This is a genomic window from Streptomyces sp. NPDC059957 (genome assembly GCF_042730015.1).
Lineage (GTDB): Bacteria > Actinomycetota > Actinomycetes > Streptomycetales > Streptomycetaceae > Streptomyces.
In genome coordinates this window covers 21,199-36,132 of the sequence record NZ_JBHWMB010000081.1, presented here as the reverse complement: position 1 = coordinate 36,132, position 14,934 = coordinate 21,199, and the positions used below count along the sequence as shown (strand labels likewise).

The 14,934-nt window shown below is 72.7% G+C and carries 13 protein-coding genes and 2 pseudogenes; 6 read left to right on the top strand and 9 right to left on the bottom strand.

Translation table 11 applies throughout. The features are described 5' to 3' along the window. Positions 1-130: 130 nt before the first annotated feature. The 3 genes from ACFWBW_RS35295 to ACFWBW_RS35285 all read right to left on the bottom strand — a co-directional run bounded on the left by ACFWBW_RS35295 (position 131) and on the right by ACFWBW_RS35285 (position 1,661). Positions 131-286 carry a DUF6131 family protein gene (locus ACFWBW_RS35295; RefSeq protein ID WP_385381719.1) on the bottom strand — a complete coding sequence of 52 codons (156 nt, stop codon included), beginning with the start codon at positions 284-286 and terminating at the stop codon, positions 131-133. 135 nt (positions 287-421) lie between these two features. Then, a complete protein-coding gene (locus tag ACFWBW_RS35290; RefSeq protein ID WP_385381716.1) occupies positions 422-1,090 on the bottom strand; it encodes a substrate-binding domain-containing protein in 669 nt (222 codons plus the stop codon). A 55-nt stretch (positions 1,091-1,145) separates the two neighbouring features. Then, complete coding sequence (locus ACFWBW_RS35285) at positions 1,146-1,661, bottom strand: GNAT family N-acetyltransferase (protein WP_385381713.1); 516 nt, start codon at positions 1,659-1,661, stop codon at positions 1,146-1,148. Positions 1,662-1,784: 123 nt separating this feature from the next. Here ACFWBW_RS35285 and ACFWBW_RS35280 point away from each other — a divergent pair, with 123 nt between their 5' ends. Next, complete coding sequence (locus ACFWBW_RS35280) at positions 1,785-2,888, top strand: SRPBCC domain-containing protein (RefSeq protein ID WP_385381710.1); 1,104 nt, start codon at positions 1,785-1,787, stop codon at positions 2,886-2,888. Positions 2,889-2,980: 92 nt separating this feature from the next. Here the strand turns inward: ACFWBW_RS35280 and ACFWBW_RS35275 are convergent, their stop codons facing one another. Beyond that, the gene (locus ACFWBW_RS35275; protein WP_385381707.1) at positions 2,981-4,444 is read right to left on the bottom strand and encodes an MFS transporter; all 1,464 of its coding nucleotides are present in this window, start codon (positions 4,442-4,444) and stop codon (positions 2,981-2,983) included. Positions 4,445-4,794: 350 nt separating this feature from the next. Between ACFWBW_RS35275 and ACFWBW_RS35270 the strand changes: the two genes are divergently transcribed. Next, positions 4,795-5,412 (top strand): TetR/AcrR family transcriptional regulator, encoded by a 618-nt coding sequence (locus tag ACFWBW_RS35270; protein WP_385381704.1) that lies wholly within the window; start codon positions 4,795-4,797, stop codon positions 5,410-5,412. 19 nt (positions 5,413-5,431) lie between these two features. On the opposite strand, the gene ACFWBW_RS35265 is transcribed toward ACFWBW_RS35270, so the two are convergent. Together ACFWBW_RS35265 and ACFWBW_RS35260 are read right to left on the bottom strand one after the other, a co-directional pair. Next, positions 5,432-6,376, bottom strand: coding sequence for a class I SAM-dependent methyltransferase (locus ACFWBW_RS35265; RefSeq protein ID WP_385381701.1), 945 nt, complete (start codon positions 6,374-6,376; stop codon positions 5,432-5,434). Between the two features lie 139 nt (positions 6,377-6,515). After that, complete coding sequence (locus ACFWBW_RS35260; protein WP_385381698.1) at positions 6,516-7,148, bottom strand: helix-turn-helix domain-containing protein; 633 nt, start codon at positions 7,146-7,148, stop codon at positions 6,516-6,518. A gap of 96 nt (positions 7,149-7,244) precedes the next feature. Here ACFWBW_RS35260 and ACFWBW_RS35255 point away from each other — a divergent pair, with 96 nt between their 5' ends. From ACFWBW_RS35255 to ACFWBW_RS35240, 4 genes and pseudogenes are all read left to right on the top strand, one after another. Then, complete coding sequence (locus ACFWBW_RS35255; RefSeq protein WP_385381695.1) at positions 7,245-8,261, top strand: NAD(P)/FAD-dependent oxidoreductase; 1,017 nt, start codon at positions 7,245-7,247, stop codon at positions 8,259-8,261. A gap of 67 nt (positions 8,262-8,328) precedes the next feature. Continuing rightward, a pseudogene (locus tag ACFWBW_RS35250) lies at positions 8,329-9,383 on the top strand (MFS transporter); the annotation flags it as partial. Positions 9,384-9,420: 37 nt separating this feature from the next. Beyond that, positions 9,421-10,035 carry a GNAT family N-acetyltransferase gene (locus ACFWBW_RS35245; RefSeq protein ID WP_385381692.1) on the top strand — a complete coding sequence of 205 codons (615 nt, stop codon included), beginning with the start codon at positions 9,421-9,423 and terminating at the stop codon, positions 10,033-10,035. A 206-nt stretch (positions 10,036-10,241) separates the two neighbouring features. Further along, the gene (locus ACFWBW_RS35240; RefSeq protein WP_385381689.1) at positions 10,242-11,075 is read left to right on the top strand and encodes an SDR family oxidoreductase; all 834 of its coding nucleotides are present in this window, start codon (positions 10,242-10,244) and stop codon (positions 11,073-11,075) included. Positions 11,076-11,118: 43 nt separating this feature from the next. On the opposite strand, the gene ACFWBW_RS35235 is transcribed toward ACFWBW_RS35240, so the two are convergent. The 3 genes and pseudogenes from ACFWBW_RS35235 to ACFWBW_RS35225 form a co-directional block, all read right to left on the bottom strand. Next, on the bottom strand, positions 11,119-12,444 hold the full coding sequence (locus ACFWBW_RS35235; protein ID WP_385381686.1) for a peptide MFS transporter: 1,326 nt from the start codon (positions 12,442-12,444) through the stop codon (positions 11,119-11,121). A gap of 386 nt (positions 12,445-12,830) precedes the next feature. Beyond that, a complete protein-coding gene (locus ACFWBW_RS35230; protein ID WP_385381683.1) occupies positions 12,831-14,573 on the bottom strand; it encodes an acyl-CoA dehydrogenase family protein in 1,743 nt (580 codons plus the stop codon). Between the two features lie 97 nt (positions 14,574-14,670). Beyond that, positions 14,671-14,934, bottom strand: a pseudogene (locus ACFWBW_RS35225) (PadR family transcriptional regulator); the annotation flags it as partial.

Here is a 14,934-nt window from a genome sequence, read left to right as displayed (position 1 = left end):
GAAGGGGGTGCTGCGAGGATACCCGGAAAAGGTCCGAGGAAATGGGCGAGTTGCCCCGGAAATGGGCTGGTGGCCCGTCCCGAACGGGACGGGCCACCAAAGGCCTGGATCGGGGCGGCGGCGCCGCCTGCTACCAGTAATGCCGGCGGCCGCCCACCGCGTGCCCGACCGAGCCCATCAGCCACAGCACGGCTCCCACCACGAGCAGGATGACGCCGATGGTCCACAGAACGGAGATTCCGGTCAGGAATCCGATGAGCAGGAGGATGAGTCCGGCAAAAAGCATGATGTCCTCACTCGCGCGTCGGGAAAGCGGCGAAGCGGGTGGCTTCGCAGCGGTGCCTCGGCTCGCGTCTACCCTCGTACGGCGCCCTTATCTCCCGGCCCGTGCCGGCGGCCGTGACGGCGTCCCCGCGGTGCTTCAGTCGCGCTCGTCCACGCAGCAGGACTGCCGCACCAGCAACTCCGGCAGGAGGTCGAGATGGCGGCGCGCCGCGGGCTTCGCCGCGGAGGCGTTCTCCCGGATCCGCTGGAGCAGCAGCTTGACGGCGGTTGCCCCGACCTCGCACTTCGACGGGGCCACTGCCGTCAACGGCAGGTCGGAGAGGGCTGCGACGTCGTCGCCGTAGGCTACGAGGGCCAGGTCCTGAGGGACCCGGATCTTCTCGGCGCGGTCGCGCAGGCTCTGCAGGAGCAGGATCGCGTCGGTGTCGCCGAGCACGATCGCCGCGGTCACCTTGCGCGCGGCCACCAGCTCGGCCAGCCTGTCGGCCGCCGCGTCGATCTTCGCGTTGTCGATGTCGCCGCTGTAGAGGTCGATCGGTTCGATCGCGGGGCCGCGCACGCCGAACGCCCGCAGTGCGGCCTCGTAGCCGGCCTTGACCTGGACCGTGGTGGGGCTGTCGCCCGCGACCAGGGCGATCTTCCGGTGTCCCAGCCCGACCAGGTGACGCACTGCCAGACCCGCGCCCCCGGCGTGGTCGCTGCACACGTGGTCCAGCCCGCCGACCGCGGTGCCCACGGCTCCACGGCGCTCGACCAGGACCGCGGGCACGCCGAAGTCCGCGCCCGGCTCCGCCGGGCCGCCCACGCCCGGCTGGACGACACCGGAGTCGCGGTAGGCGCCGGCCGGCCGGTGGCGCCGTTCAGGCCGACTGCCCGGCCAGGTCGAGCTCGTAGACCTGGCCGATGAGATCGGCGCCGAAGCTGTGGTGCGGTTCCTCCTCCACGAGGCGGAAGCCGGCGGCCAGGTAGATCCCGCGCGCGGCCACCAGGGTGTCGTTGGTCCACAGCCGGATCCGCTCGTACCCCGCCTCACGGGCGAAGTCCACGCACTGTGCGACCAGGCGCGAGCCCAGGCGGTGGCCGCGTGCGGCGGGGTCCACGAGGAGGATCCGCAGCTTCGCGGTGCCCTCCCCGTCCTCGTCGTCGGCCACGCAGAACACGCTGCCGACGCGGCGGCCGTCCAGTTCGGCGATCCAGGCCGCCTCGCGGGAGGGATCGTGGCCGCCCGCGTAGTCCGCGACGATCCGCGCGACCAGGCCCTCGAAGCTGCCGTCCCAGCCGAATTCCTTCGCGTACTGCTCACCGTGGGCCATGACCACCCAGCCGAGATCGCCCGGCTCCCCCAGCGGCCGGATCACCGCACGGACCTCGTTCATGGGGACTCCCTCTCTGTACGGCCGGAACCACCGAAATCACTGAAACCGAACAACCGAACAACTGAACCGAGTAACTGAAACCGAGTAACTGAAACGACTGTTTCAGTAAAGCATAATGTGTGCATGACCCCCTCCGCCCGCGCCGATTCCGCCCGTAAGCAGCAGCTCCTGGAGCTGGCCTACGCGCACGTGCTCGACCACGGGCTGGCGGACATGTCCCTGCGGCCCCTGGCCGAGGCGATCGGCAGCAGTCCGCGCGTCCTCCTCTTCCTGTTCGGCAGCAAGGACGCGCTGGTGCAGGCGCTGCTCGCGCGGGCCCGGCAGGACGAGACGGGCATGCTCGAAGCCGTGCACCGGGCCCGGCCGGAGCACGGCCTCGCCCGCACGGGCGAGCTGGTGTGGAGCTGGCTGGCCGACCCGGGCCACCGCAAGGTGCTCACCCTCTGGGTCGAGGGCTACGCGCGCTCGCTGAGCGGGGGCACGGGGCCCTGGGCTGGCTTCGCGGAGCGGACCATCGCCGACTGGCTGGAGGTCTTCGCGGCCGCCCAGCCGCCGGCCCGTCGCGACACGCCCGAGGGGGTCGCCGAGCGGACCCTGCTGCTCTCGGTCCTGCGCGGGGCGCTGCTGGACCTCCTGGCCAGCCGTGACGAGCAGCGCACCACGGCGGCCGTGACCGCCCACCTCCGCACCCTGGAGGCCCCCGCCGGCGGCGCGCCGACGCACCGGGACCGGCCCGGGAACGGGTCCGCCGGCAGGACCGACCGCGTTTCCCGGACGGTCGCGGCGCCGCGGGCGGCCGTCTACGCCGCCCTCCTGGACCGCGAGTCCCTCGAAGCATGGCTTCCGCCGGACGGCATGAGCGGGCGGATCGAGCAGTGGGACCCGCGGCCAGGAGGCGGCTTCCGGATGGTCCTGACCTACCTCGATCCCGCCGCGAGCCCCGGCACGGGCCCCGGGAAGACCTCCGGCACGACCGACGTGGTCGACGTACGGTTCACCGGTCTCGTGCCGCCGGAGCTCGTCGTACAGCAGGCCGTGTTCGAGTCCGACGACCCGTCGTACGCCGGCACCATGACGATGACCTGGCACCTCGCCGCCTCCGGCGAGGGCACCGAGGTGACCGTCACGGCCACGGACGTACCGCCGGGCATCGACCGGGCGGACCACGAGGCGGGCATCGCCTCCTCGCTGGCCCACCTGGCGTCCTACGTCGAAGCGGCCCGATGACACGGACGGCCCCTGGGGCCTGTCGTCGAACTCCTGTCGCCGCGACGCAGACGGGAGTTTGACGACAGGCCCCAGGCGGGGCCGGGGCGGCGCTACTTGCTCATCGAGGGGGAGGCCGGTTCGGACGTGGGCCCCGACCGGTCCACCGGTTCGGGCCGCTGCGGCCGGAGGGCGGGGATCAGCGCGGCGATGGCCCCGGACAGCAGGGCGAAACCGCCGCCCATCAGCAGGCCGGTGCGGAAGCCCGCCTCCGAGGTGAAGGTGAAACCCCCTGTCGTGGTGGTCATCTGAGCCAGGACCACACCGACGACGGCGGCGCCGACGGAGGTGCCCAGGGAGCGCATGAGGGCGTTGAAGCCGTTCGCGGCGCCGGTTTCCGTCACGGGTACCGCGCTCATGATCAGAGCGGGCATGGCTCCGTAGGCGAGGGCCACACCGCAGTTGATGACCATGAAGGCGACCATCAGCCCGGCGGCCGTGCCGGAGAAGAGGAGCGCGACGCCGTAGCCCGCGGCCAGGACGAGCGCTCCGCTGACGAGGGTGACCTTCGGGCCGTGCGCGTTGGTGAGCTTGCCCCCGAGGGGGGAGACGGCCATCATCATCAGCCCGCCGGGGAGCATCCACAGGCCGGCCGCCAGCATGGACTGGCCCAGGCCGTAGCCGGTGACGGCGGGGAACTGCAGCAACTGCGGGATCACCAGCATGCCGGCGAACATGCCGAAGCCGATGGAGACCGAGGCGAGGTTGGTCAGCAGGACGCGCGGGCGGATCGTGGTGCGCAGGTCGACCAGCGGGTCGGTGGTGCGCCATTCGAACCACGCCCAGGCGGCCAGAAGCACCACGGCGGTGGCCATCAGGCCGAGGCTGGTGGCCGAGCCCCAGCCCCAGTCGGCGCCCTTGGACACGAACAGCAGCAGGGACACCAGGCCCGCCGCGAGGCCCAGCGCGCCGACCACGTCGAAGCGCTGCCCCTTGGCGGCGGCCGGACCGTCGGGGACGAAGGACACGATCATGACGGCGACGCAGCCGGCGATCGCCGCGGACCCCCAGAATAGGAAGCGCCAGCTCGTGTACTGGGCGACGGCCGCGGAGACCGGGAGGCCGATGCCGCCGCCGATGCCCATGGAGGCGCTCACGAGGGCGATGGAGGAACTGAGCTTCTCGGCGGGGAGGATGTCGCGGAGCAGGGCGATGCCGAGCGGGATCATGCCCATGCCGACGCCTTGCAGGCCGCGCCCGATGATCATCTGGACGACGCCGCCCGCCAGCGCGCACACCACCGATCCGACGATCAGCGGTATGCAACAGGCCAGGAGCATGCGGCGCTTGCCGAGCATGTCGCCCAGGCGCCCACTGATCGGTACGCACACGCCTGCGACCAGGAGGGTGGCGGTGACGACCCAGGCCGCGTTGGAGTGGGAGGTGTGGAGGATGTTCGGCAGGTCGGCCAGCAGAGGTGTGACCAGGGTCTGCATGACGGCTGCGGCGATGCCCGCGAGGGCGAGCGTCGCGATCACCTTGCCGGTACGGGGAGCGGCCGCGGGCGGCTGTTGCATGAAAGGTCCTAGGGGGGTGTCTTGTCGGTCGGGCCGGATCAGGGAGCGGTGTCTGGCGCCGTGGATCGCAAGGCGGAGGAGGGAGTCGACGCGGAGCGTCGGCGAGTGACGACAACGCGGCGAGGCGCGGTGCCGGGCGCCGCGAGCCCGGCCTGATCGGCAAGACACCCCCTAGGGCCGCAGCCCCGGCCGGCCGGACGGCGCGGGGCGCACGGGGTGGGGAGGGGTCTGCCCGGCGAGGCGTGGGTACGAGGTCGGCGCACACCACAATCAGTAGTCAACTATCAGTTCACGGTGGGCGACGTGTCAACCAGATCCGATCGTCGACTATCAGTTGTATTCTCGACAGCGTGCCGACCGAAAGCCCCAGACCCCTGCGCGCCGATGCCGTGCGCAACATCGAGAAGATCGTCAGAGCGGCACGCGACGTGTACGCCGAGCTGGGACCCGATGCGCCGCTCGACGAGATCGCGCGGCGGGCCGGGGTGGGGATCGCCACGCTCTTCCGCCGGTTCCCCGACAAGGCCGCCCTGCTCCGGGCCGTGCTGGACCAGCAGTTCACCCAGGACGTCCTCCCCGCCATCGACCGCGGGCTGGCCGATGAGGACCCCCGCCGCGGCCTGGCCGTCGTACTCGAAGCCGCCCTGACCTCGGCGGCCGACGAGCACCACGTGCTGACGGCCGCCCGGAAGGCCGGCGCCCTCTCCGCGGAGACCAGCGCCCGGTTCTTCGACGCGCTCGACCCGCTGGTGACCCGCGGGCAGCGGGCCGGGGTGATCCGGGATGACCTCGTGCCCGACGATGTGAAGAGGATCGTGACCATGCTCGTCAGCGTGCTGTGGACCATGGACCCCGCCGAGGAGGGCTGGCGCCGCTACGTGACCCTGGTCATGGACGGCCTGAGCCCGGCCGCGGCGAGCCCCCTGCCCCATCCGGCTCCCCCGCTGCTGCGCCGTCCGCAGGAGTGATCTCCGCGGCCGGCACGGATCAGCTCTTGCGGCGTGCGGCCCAGACGGTGCGCTCGGTGCGCACGGCGAGGTCGTCGCGGCGCAGGATGCTCTCGGAGCCGTCGGTGTCGAGCAGGAGGTCGAGCGCTGCCAGGTCCTCGGGCGCGAGGGTGTCGACGATGCCGCGGCGCAGGCGCTGCAGGCTGCCGAGGGCGTACGCGCCGACCGCCTCGCTGCGGGAGCCCTCGATGTTCACGTCGATCACCCGGTCGCCGTCGAGGGCGAATCCGGCCGCGGTGAGCTTCGGCCCCCAGTCGGCGCCGCGGTGCGGCACGTGCTCCGCGTGGTAGCTCTCGCTCGCCGTGTGGCAGCGGTCTTCCAGTCCGGGCCTGCCTTCGGGGGCGTCCGCGGGCAGGAAGCGGGGGAAGCCCGCGAGCTCTACGACGGCGAACAGGCCACCCGGGGCGAGCAGTTCGCGGACCGTGCGCAGGGCCTGGTCCGGGTCGGCCATGTGGTGCATCGAGGCCGAGGCCCACACCAGGTCCGGCGTGCCGAGGTCGGGCCATTCGGTCTCGTCGAGGTCGGCCTGCACGGTGCGGACGCGGTCGTCGACGCCCCGGGCGCACGCCTTCTCGCGCAGGCGCTGCAGGTGCGCCGCTGAGGAGTCGACGGCGGTGACGTGCGCGTCGGGGAAGCGGTCGAGCAGGGCGAAGGTGCCGGCGCCCGTGCCGCAGCCCAGATCCACGATGTGGCGAGGGGACTCGTGCAGGGGCAGCCACGTGGTGATGTCGGCGATGTGTTCGGCGAGGACTTCCGCGTCCAGGTCGAGGATCTCCGCCTGGGCGTGGACCTCGTGCTGGTCCTGACCGTGCTGCGCTTGGCCGTGCGCGCCGGCGCCTTGACCGTGGCTGTGACCGCCGTGGCCGTGACCGTGGCCGCCGTGCCGGGTGTGGTCGTGCTGGGGTGCGTGCTGTGCGTGGGTCATGGCTCCACGGTAGGACGCCTATGCGCTTGCCGCATACCTTCTTGCCAGTTCGGCAAGAGGATGGCCCCGAAGCCCCCAGGACGCGCAAGAACCGCGCCCGACCCACCGTACGGGGGAACAGGAGGGCCACCGCACGCCGTCAGCGACCCGCCCCCTGATCAGCACCTTCGCCGCCCCCGTCGCCCCCCGCGTCACCGACGCCACTGTCCCGCTGGTGGCCGCGGCGGGCGTCCCTGTCGAAGATCCCCAGGATCTCGCACGGTCCGCCCTCGGCGCCGATCGCGTGCGGCATCATCGTGGGGAACTCCGCGGCCTGGTTGGTCTCGATGCGGAAGCGGCGGTGCCCGAGCATCAGGACCGCGGTACCGGACAGGACCACGAGCCATTCCCGCCCGGGGTGCGCGCGCATCCGGGAGGGGTTGTCCGGCGGCGGCTCGGTCATCCGCTGGCGAATGACCGTCATCCCCGGTTCGCCCTTGATCGGCCAGCGCATCTGCCCGCGAGCGGCGTCGATCATCGGGCTGGTGACGACATCGTCGGTCGCCGTCTCCACGAGCTGGTCCAAGGTGGTGTCCAGCGCGCGGGCGAGCGTGACCAGGCTGTCCAGCGCCAGGCGTCGCTGGCCGTTCTCGATGCGGCTGAGCGTGGACTGGCTGAGCCGGGCACGCGTGGCCAGCTCCTCCAGGGACCAGCCCTGCGCCACCCGCAGCGCGCGGATGCGTTTGCGTACCAGGCTGTCCAGATCGCCGTCTTCTTGCGTCATAGGCAACATTGTATGCCCGTGCTGCAAGTCGGGGTTAGCGTCGTGTGCAGACGGCCCCGGATCACCGGGCCGGTACGAAGGAACATCCGAAAGGAAACCGACGACATGTCCGCGACGACTACCGCATACGCGACCGACGCACTGCCGGACGGGACCGTCGACGCCGTGGTGATCGGCGGCGGCGCCGCCGGTCTGAACGGCGCGCTGATGCTCGCCCGCTCCCGCCGCTCGGTCGTCGTGATCGACAGCGGCACCCCCCGCAACGCGCCCGCCGAGGGGGTTCACGGCCTGCTCGGCCTGGACGGCACCCCGCCGGCGGAACTGTACGGCCGGGGCCGCGAGGAAGTGCGCCGCTACGGCGGGCTCGTCGTCTCCGGCGAGGTCTCCGCCGCCGAGCACGCCGATCCGTCCGCCGACGGCGACCTGCGCTTCACCGTGACGCTGACCGACGGCCGGGTCCTGACGGCACGCCGCCTGCTCGTGGCCACCGGCCTGCGCGATGTCCTGCCCGAGCTGCCCGGACTGGCGCAGCACTGGGGGCACAGCGTGGTGCACTGCCCGTACTGCCACGGCTGGGAGGTGCGCGACGAGCCGATCGGCGTCCTCGCGACCGGCCCCGCGTCGATCCACCACGCCCTGCTGTTCCGTCAGCTCACCGACGACCTCGTCTACTTCGCGCACGGCACGGAGCTGGACGGCGAGACCCGTGCTCGTTTCGCCGCACGCGCCATCCGCGTCGTCGACGCCCCGGTCGAAGAGGTCGTGGGGGACGGAGACGGCGGCATCCGCGGTGTGCGACTGGCCGACGGAGCGGTCGTCGAGCGCCGGGTCCTCGCCGTGGCGACCACGCTCGTGGCCCGTACCGAGGGCCTGGCGGGCCTGGGCCTGCCGATGGAGGAGCTGCCTGGCGGCGGCCGCCGGTTCCTCTCCGGCGCGGCGGGCGCCACCGACGTGCCGGGGGTGTGGGTGGCGGGCAACGTCACCGACCCGATCGCCCAGGTCGGTGCCTCCGCCGCGGCCGGGGCGCTGGCCGGCGCACACATCAACGCCCTCCTCGCCGTCGCCGACACCGACGCCGCGGTCGCGGTGCTCGCCTCGGCAGGGACCGGCGCCACCGGCTGACGGCTGACACCCCGCGCGCCCTCGGGCGCGCGGGCGCGCGCTCCCGCCCCGCCCTACCCCGCCCCACCCCGTCGCCCTGGTCGGCGGGGCCCTGGCCATGTCGCTGCGCGCGATCCCCAACTCCCGCGAGACTGCCGCGCATTCCTACGACACGGCCGGCGCGCTGACCTCGGCCGTAGCCGCGGCCGGTCTCATCTTCGACCTCCAGGAAGGGCCGGAGCGCGGCTGGTCCGATCCCGCCACCCTGACCGGCCTCGCCGTCGGGCTGCCCGCCGCCGTCGCCTTCGTCCTCTGGGAGCTCGCCTGCGGGACGCCGCCCTGCTCGACGTACGGCTGTTCCGTGAGCGCGGACTGGCCGGCGGCTCCCTCACCCTGCTGACGGTCTTCGGCGTGCAGGCGGGGATCTTCGTGGTGCTCTTCCCCTTCTTCCAGGCCGTTCTCGGCTGGTCGGGCCTCATGTCCACGCTCGCGCTGATGCCCATGGCCGTGGCCATGATGCCGGCCGCCGGACTGGCTCCCCGGCTGGCCGCGCGCGTCGGGGCCCGCCCGGTCATGGCGGCCGGCATCCTGCTCGCGGGCGCGGGCCTCGCCCTCATGGCGGGCATCGTCTCCGCCGACGGCGGCTACCTGTCCGTCCTTCCGGGCATGCTCGCCATGGGCATCGGCATGGGCCTGGCGATGACACCCTCCACCGAGGCCATCACCGGCGCCCTGCCGCGAGAGCGCCAGGGCGTCGCCTCCGCGCTCAACGACGTCACCCGGGAGTTCGGCACCGCGCTGGGCGTGGCCCTGCTCGGAACACTCCTGTCGGCCGGCTACCGCGGCGCCGTGGAGGAGCGGCTCCAGGGCATCCCCCAAGGCGCGGCCGACGCGGCGCGGGAGGGTGTCGCCCACGCCGTCGCGGCCGCGAACGGTGCGGGCCCCCGGGCGCAGGCCCTGGTCCACGCCGCCCGGCAGTCCTTCGTCGAGGGCTGACAGCAGGCCATGTGGGCGGGCGTCGTCGTCATGGGCGTCCTGTACCTCTACGTCCCCACCCGCGGCCCGAAGAACCCGTCACCGTCACCGGCACCGGCGTCCGCCCAGGATCCGGCAGCGGACCCCGAGGTCCTCTCTGTGAGGTGACGGGGTGGAGATATCCGGCTATGTCATCATCGAGATCATGAGTGAAGTCGAGACCCTCCCCCTGCGACTGACCGACCTCGATGCCGTCCTCGATCTCGGCTACCGGGCCTTCGACGTGAAGGCGATGCCCTACACCTCCTGGTCGCTGTCGTCCGTGGCCGCGCACTGGGACGCCCAGCCGGACGCCTGCTGGATCGCCCGCGACGAGGAGGGACTGCTCGGCTTCGTCCTCGGATCGCTGTCCTACGACGAGCGCGAGGACTGGGGCTACCTGGAGTGGATCGCCCTGGAGGAACGCGCCCGGGGCCGCGGCGTCGCGAGTTCCCTGGTCGAGCACTGCTGCTCCGCGCTCTTCGCCGCGGGCGCGTCCCGGATCATCACCGACGTGGAGAGCGGCAATGCGGCCTCCGCCGCGATGATGCGGCGCAACGGGTTCACCGAAAAGGTCACCGTCACCCTCTTCGTCCGCCCGAACCCGCGGGAACCCACCGGCACGGCCTCGTACTCCCCCCAGGATCCGGCCAGGTCCCGGCTGCGCCGCGCCGCCCGGGCGGGCACGGGCACGACAGGCGTGGGCTCGGCAAGCGTGGGCTCGGCAGGCGTGGCGGGCCCGGCCGGCACAGGACCGGCAGGCGCCGGCCCGCGCGCGTAGCCGACCGGGCCGGCGTACCCACGGACCGCTTGCCCACGGGCCGGCAAAGCCACGGGCCCGCGGTCCCCACCCGGCGCGTGCGCGCGCCCAGTCGTGCGCCTGCGCGCCTCCGCACGCCCCCGCAGCAGGGATGACCGCGGAGCGGGGCCGCCCCGAACATGAACTGCCGCCATCATCCGCAGCAATTCGGCCATCACGGGGGAACCATGGGACGACGCTGGCTGGTCACGGGATGCTCCTCGGGGCTCGGGCACGCACTGGCCACCGCGGCGGCTCGCGCCGGGGACGAACTGGCCGTCACCGCCCGCAAGACCGCCGACCTGGAGGATCTCGCCGCCGCCTGGCCCGGCCGGATCGTCCCGGTCCCGCTCGAACTGCGGGACGACGCCTCCTGCGAGGAGGCCGTCCGCACCGCGGTCGAGCGCCTGGGCGGCATCGACATCCTCGTCAACAACGCGGCCGTCGGGCTGTTCGGTGCGGTCGAGGAGGTCTCGGACGCCGAACTCCGCGACCAGTTGGAGACCCTGGTCGTCGGCCCCTGGCGGCTCGCGCGCCTGGTCCTGCCCCTGATGCGGGCCCAGGGCCACGGCCACATCCTCAACGTCTCGTCCGTGGTCGGCCGGATGGCCTTCCCGGGCCTCGCGGCCTACACCGCCGGGAAGCACGCCCTCGAAGGCATGAGCCGGACCCTCGCCATGGAGGCGGCTCCCCACAACATCCGCGTCACCGTCGTCGAGCCGGGCATGTTCGCGACGCGCTACGGCACCTCCATGGCCGAAGCCGCGCACCGGGTCCCCGCCTACGACGCCACCAACCGCGAGATGCTCGAAGGCGCCCGGGGTCTCGCGGACAGCCCGGAAACCGGACGCCCGGAGTACTTCGCCGCGCGGGTCCTGGACATCGTCACCGCCGAGGGCCCCACGCCCCTGCGGATCCCCGTCGGCGACGACGCCTACGGCTACATCGACGCGTCGGACGAGGCGGACCGCGCCGACCACGCCGCGGCCCGCCTCCTCGTACAGGGCCCGCCCCAGGTCTGACGGCGGTCCCGGGAGGAGAGGGCCGCGGCGGCGGGCGGCCGGTTCATTCGCCGGTCAGGAGGCGCAGCTTCGGTGTGGCGGCGGCCATCGCGAGGCCGGCCGCCAGCGCCAGGCCTCCCAGGGCGATGTAGAGGGCGGCGCCGGTCAGGTGGGTGGCGACCTGGCTGCCGATGGCGTCGCCCGCCGAGGCGGCCAGGAAGAAGAGGCCCACGAGCTGCGATCCGGTGCCGGCCGGGGCCAGCTTGTGGCTGATGGACAGTCCGGTGGGGGCGAGGAACAGTTCGCCCGTGCTCAGCAGGACGTAGAGCCCGACCAGCCAGAGCAGCGAGATGTGGGTGGTGCCGGTGGCGTGGCCCGCGGCGAGGGCGAGCAGGAGGAAGGACAGTCCGCCGAGCACGAGTCCCGTGGAGAACTTCGCCGGGGAGGAGATGCGCACCTTGCGCCACACGAACGCGAGGACCCCGGCGAAGGCGATGGTCATGACGGGGTTCAGGGCCGCCTGCCAGGTGACCGGGATGCCCATCATGTCCACGTGGTCCGCGGCGAACAGCTGCACGTTGGACGCGGCGAGGTCGAAGATGCAGAAGAAGGCGACGGCTGCCGCGAACAGTCGTGCGTAGGCGCGGATGCCCGCCCGTCCCCGCTCGTCGAGGTCGGTGCGGCGCAGCAGGGTGACGAGGTAGCCGACCGGTACGACCACGGCCAGGACCGCGAACGCGGTGAGGGCGTGGGGCAGGGTCAGCGTGCCGGTCGCGCGGGCCGCGGCGGCGACCGCGAGGACCCCGGCGACGGACCACAGGGCCCGGACGGCCACCGTGCGCGCCTCGGCGCGGGTGAGCGGGCGGCCGGGTGCGTCGGCGGCATCGCGGAGGCTGCCCGAGGCCTGGAAGACGCACAGGCTGACGGCCATGGCCACGGCCGCCGCGGCGAAGGCGACGTTCCACCCGAAGCGGAGTCCGAGCCAGCCCACGAGGAGGGTCGAGGCAAGGCCGCCGACATTCACGCTGGCGTAGAACTTGCTGTAGGCCGCGTCCCGTTCCTGGTCGGTGCCCTGCGCGTACAGCTTCCCGACCAGGGCGGTCATATTGGGCTTCTGCAGGCCGGTGCCGACCGCGATGAGGACGAGGCCGGCGTAGACGCCGCCCGCTCCGGCCTCGAAGGCGAGCGCGAGGTGTCCGGCCAGGATGGCGACCCCGCCGATCAGGGCGGTCCTACGGGCGCCGAGCAGGCGGTCTGCGATCCAGCCGCCCGGCAGGGCGGTGAAGTAGCAGGCGGACAGGTAGGCGCCGACGAGGGCGACCGCCGTGGTCTTCGACATGCCGAGGCCGTGGGCGGTGTCGATCAGGAAGAGCGCCAGTACCGCGCGCATTCCGTAGAAGGACCGCTAAGGAGAACCGCTCCGCTGCTTCGCTCAGGCACAGCGGCAGCAGACCCTTGCGGGTGCGGTTCTCTGCGATCACCTCCGCCCTCTGCTCCGTGGACGTCACCATGGTGGTGTTCCAGCCTCTCGGGGTGTGTGCTCCGGCCGTTGCGACTCCTTCCAGCCAACACCGCGAAGGACCGCGTGCACACGGGCCGAAAGGACCGAGCGGTGCACGAGGAGAGACCCGGGTCCAAAGGCCCGGGCCGGGCTCCCCCGCTCGGGACGGTGACCGCGGGCCCAAGGGCTTCCCGGAACCGCCGACGGGCCCCGGCCCGACCCGGGACCGGGCCGGGAGCCCGGCCGGTCCCGGGTAGGGCCGGGAAAGCCGTGCGTCAGGGCTTCATCTCGTACGCCCCGGCGAGTCCCTCCACCCGCGCCCACACGCGTGCCGAGCGGTCCGCGTCCACGGCCGGGCGGCGGACCGCGCCCAGGGCCCAGGCCTGCTGGTCCGCGGTGGCGGAGTCCTTGCCGTGCAGTTCGACGGCGTGCGCGGAGAAGTCCCGTACGAGGACGCCGAACAGCTCGTCCAGCACGTCCTCGTCCAGACCCGTCAGGCGGGCCTGCTCCAGGACGAGCTGGCCGTGCACGACCAGGGCGAAGAGCTGGCCGACCGCCAGGAGGAGGTCGAGGTCGCGGCTCTGCCGCTCGTCGGGGGCGGCGGTCTCGACGAACGCGCAAAGGGCGTCGGCCTGCTCGCGCAGCCTGGCGACGTTGGGCACGGCGGCGTACGCGTCGTAGGCCGGGCGCCAGTCGTGGAACCGTACGGATCCAAGGCCCCGGGCCGGGCCCTGGCGGAAGAGGAACGCGTCGTCGGCCGCGTCGAGGCGGGTCGGGACGGGGGCGTAGTCGACCGGTTCCAGCAGGTGGTTGCGCATGAACTTGAGGATGAGCGCCAGGTTGACGTGGACCGTGCCCTCCAGCTTGGGCAGGCCGCGGATCTCGACGGCCGCCTGGGCGAAGTAGGTGTCCTTCTCGAAGCCCTTGGCCGCGATGACGTCCCACATCAGGTCGATGACCTTCTCGCCCTCCGTGGTCACCTTCATCTTGGTCATGGGGTTGAAGAGGAGGTAGCGGCGGTCGTCGGGGCCCGCCGAGCGGAAGTAGTCGACGGCGCGGTCGCTGAAGAGCTTCATTCCGACGAGGCGGACGTACGCGTCGGTGAGCTCGCGGCGCACGTGCGGGAAGGCGGTGACGGGGCGGCCGTAGAGGATGCGGCCCTGCGCGTGGGTGACGGCCTCGTACATCGCGTGCTCGCAGATGCCGATCGAGGCGGTGCAGAGGTTGAACTTGCCGACGTTGACGGTGTTGAGGGCCGCGTCGAAGGCGGCGCGTCCGGTGTGCAGGACGTCCTCGGGGCCGACCGGGTAGTCCGTGAGGCGGAACTCGCTGACGTACTTGGAGGAGTCGACGACGTTCTTCACCACGTCGTACGCGGGGTGGCGGCTGTCGGCCGCGAAGAAGACGTAGCCGTCCGGGCCCTCGATGTCGGTGCGGCGGCCGAAGACGGAGACGAGTCCGGCCGCGTTGCCGTTGCCGATGTAGTACTTCGAGCCGTTGGCCCGGAACCCGCCGGCGCCGGCCCCGTCCCCGCCGGCGGACGGCTCCAGGAGCATGTCGGTGTTGTAGATGTCCGCGCCGCGGGTCTTCTCGGACAGGCCGAACGCGAACACCTCGCCCGCGTCGAGGAGCTGTGCGGCGCGGTCGCGGGCGGCGGCGTTGTCGCTCTGCCAGACGGGCCCGAGACCGAGGATCGTGACCTGCCACGCGTACCAGTAGTCGAGGCCGTAGAAGCCGAGGATCTCGTTGAGGGCGGCGATGCGCGCGGTGTCCCAGCGCTTGTCGGTCCCGTCCTGGCCGGCGGACGCCTCCGGGGTCAGGAAGGTCGCGAAGAGCCCCTCCTTCGCGGAGAACGCGAGGAAGTCCCCCAGCCAGGCGCGGGTGCGGTAGTCCTCGATCAGCCGGCGCTTGCCGCGCTCCTCGAACCAGTCGACGGTCGCGCGCAGCAGGCGGCGGGTCTCGGGGTCGAAGTGCGCGGGGTCGTAGGTGCGCGGGTTGAACAGCAGCTGGTCGCTCATGGGCGTTCGCTTTCCGGTCGGAGGATGCGTCGGAGGATGAGGGGTGGAGCGGGAGGGAGGGAGGGAGGGAGGGAGGGAGGGGCGCGGCGGCTCCGGGTCAGGGAGCTGCCAGGCGGTGGAGGGTGGCCAGTACGTCCTCCAGCCAGGCCAGCTGCATGCGCTCGTAGGCGATGCCGCCGCGGAGCACGACGTGCTGGAGTTCCCGCCCGGGGTCGGAGGGGTTCGGGGCCGGGGCCCCGGGTCCGGTGAAATCGCGGAGCTCCCCCGCCAGGTAGTGCGTGAGCCGGTCGGCGTGTGTCCGGTGGTGCCGCTCGACCTCGCGGATCAGGGCGGCCGGATCGTCGAAGGCCGCGCCGCGGAT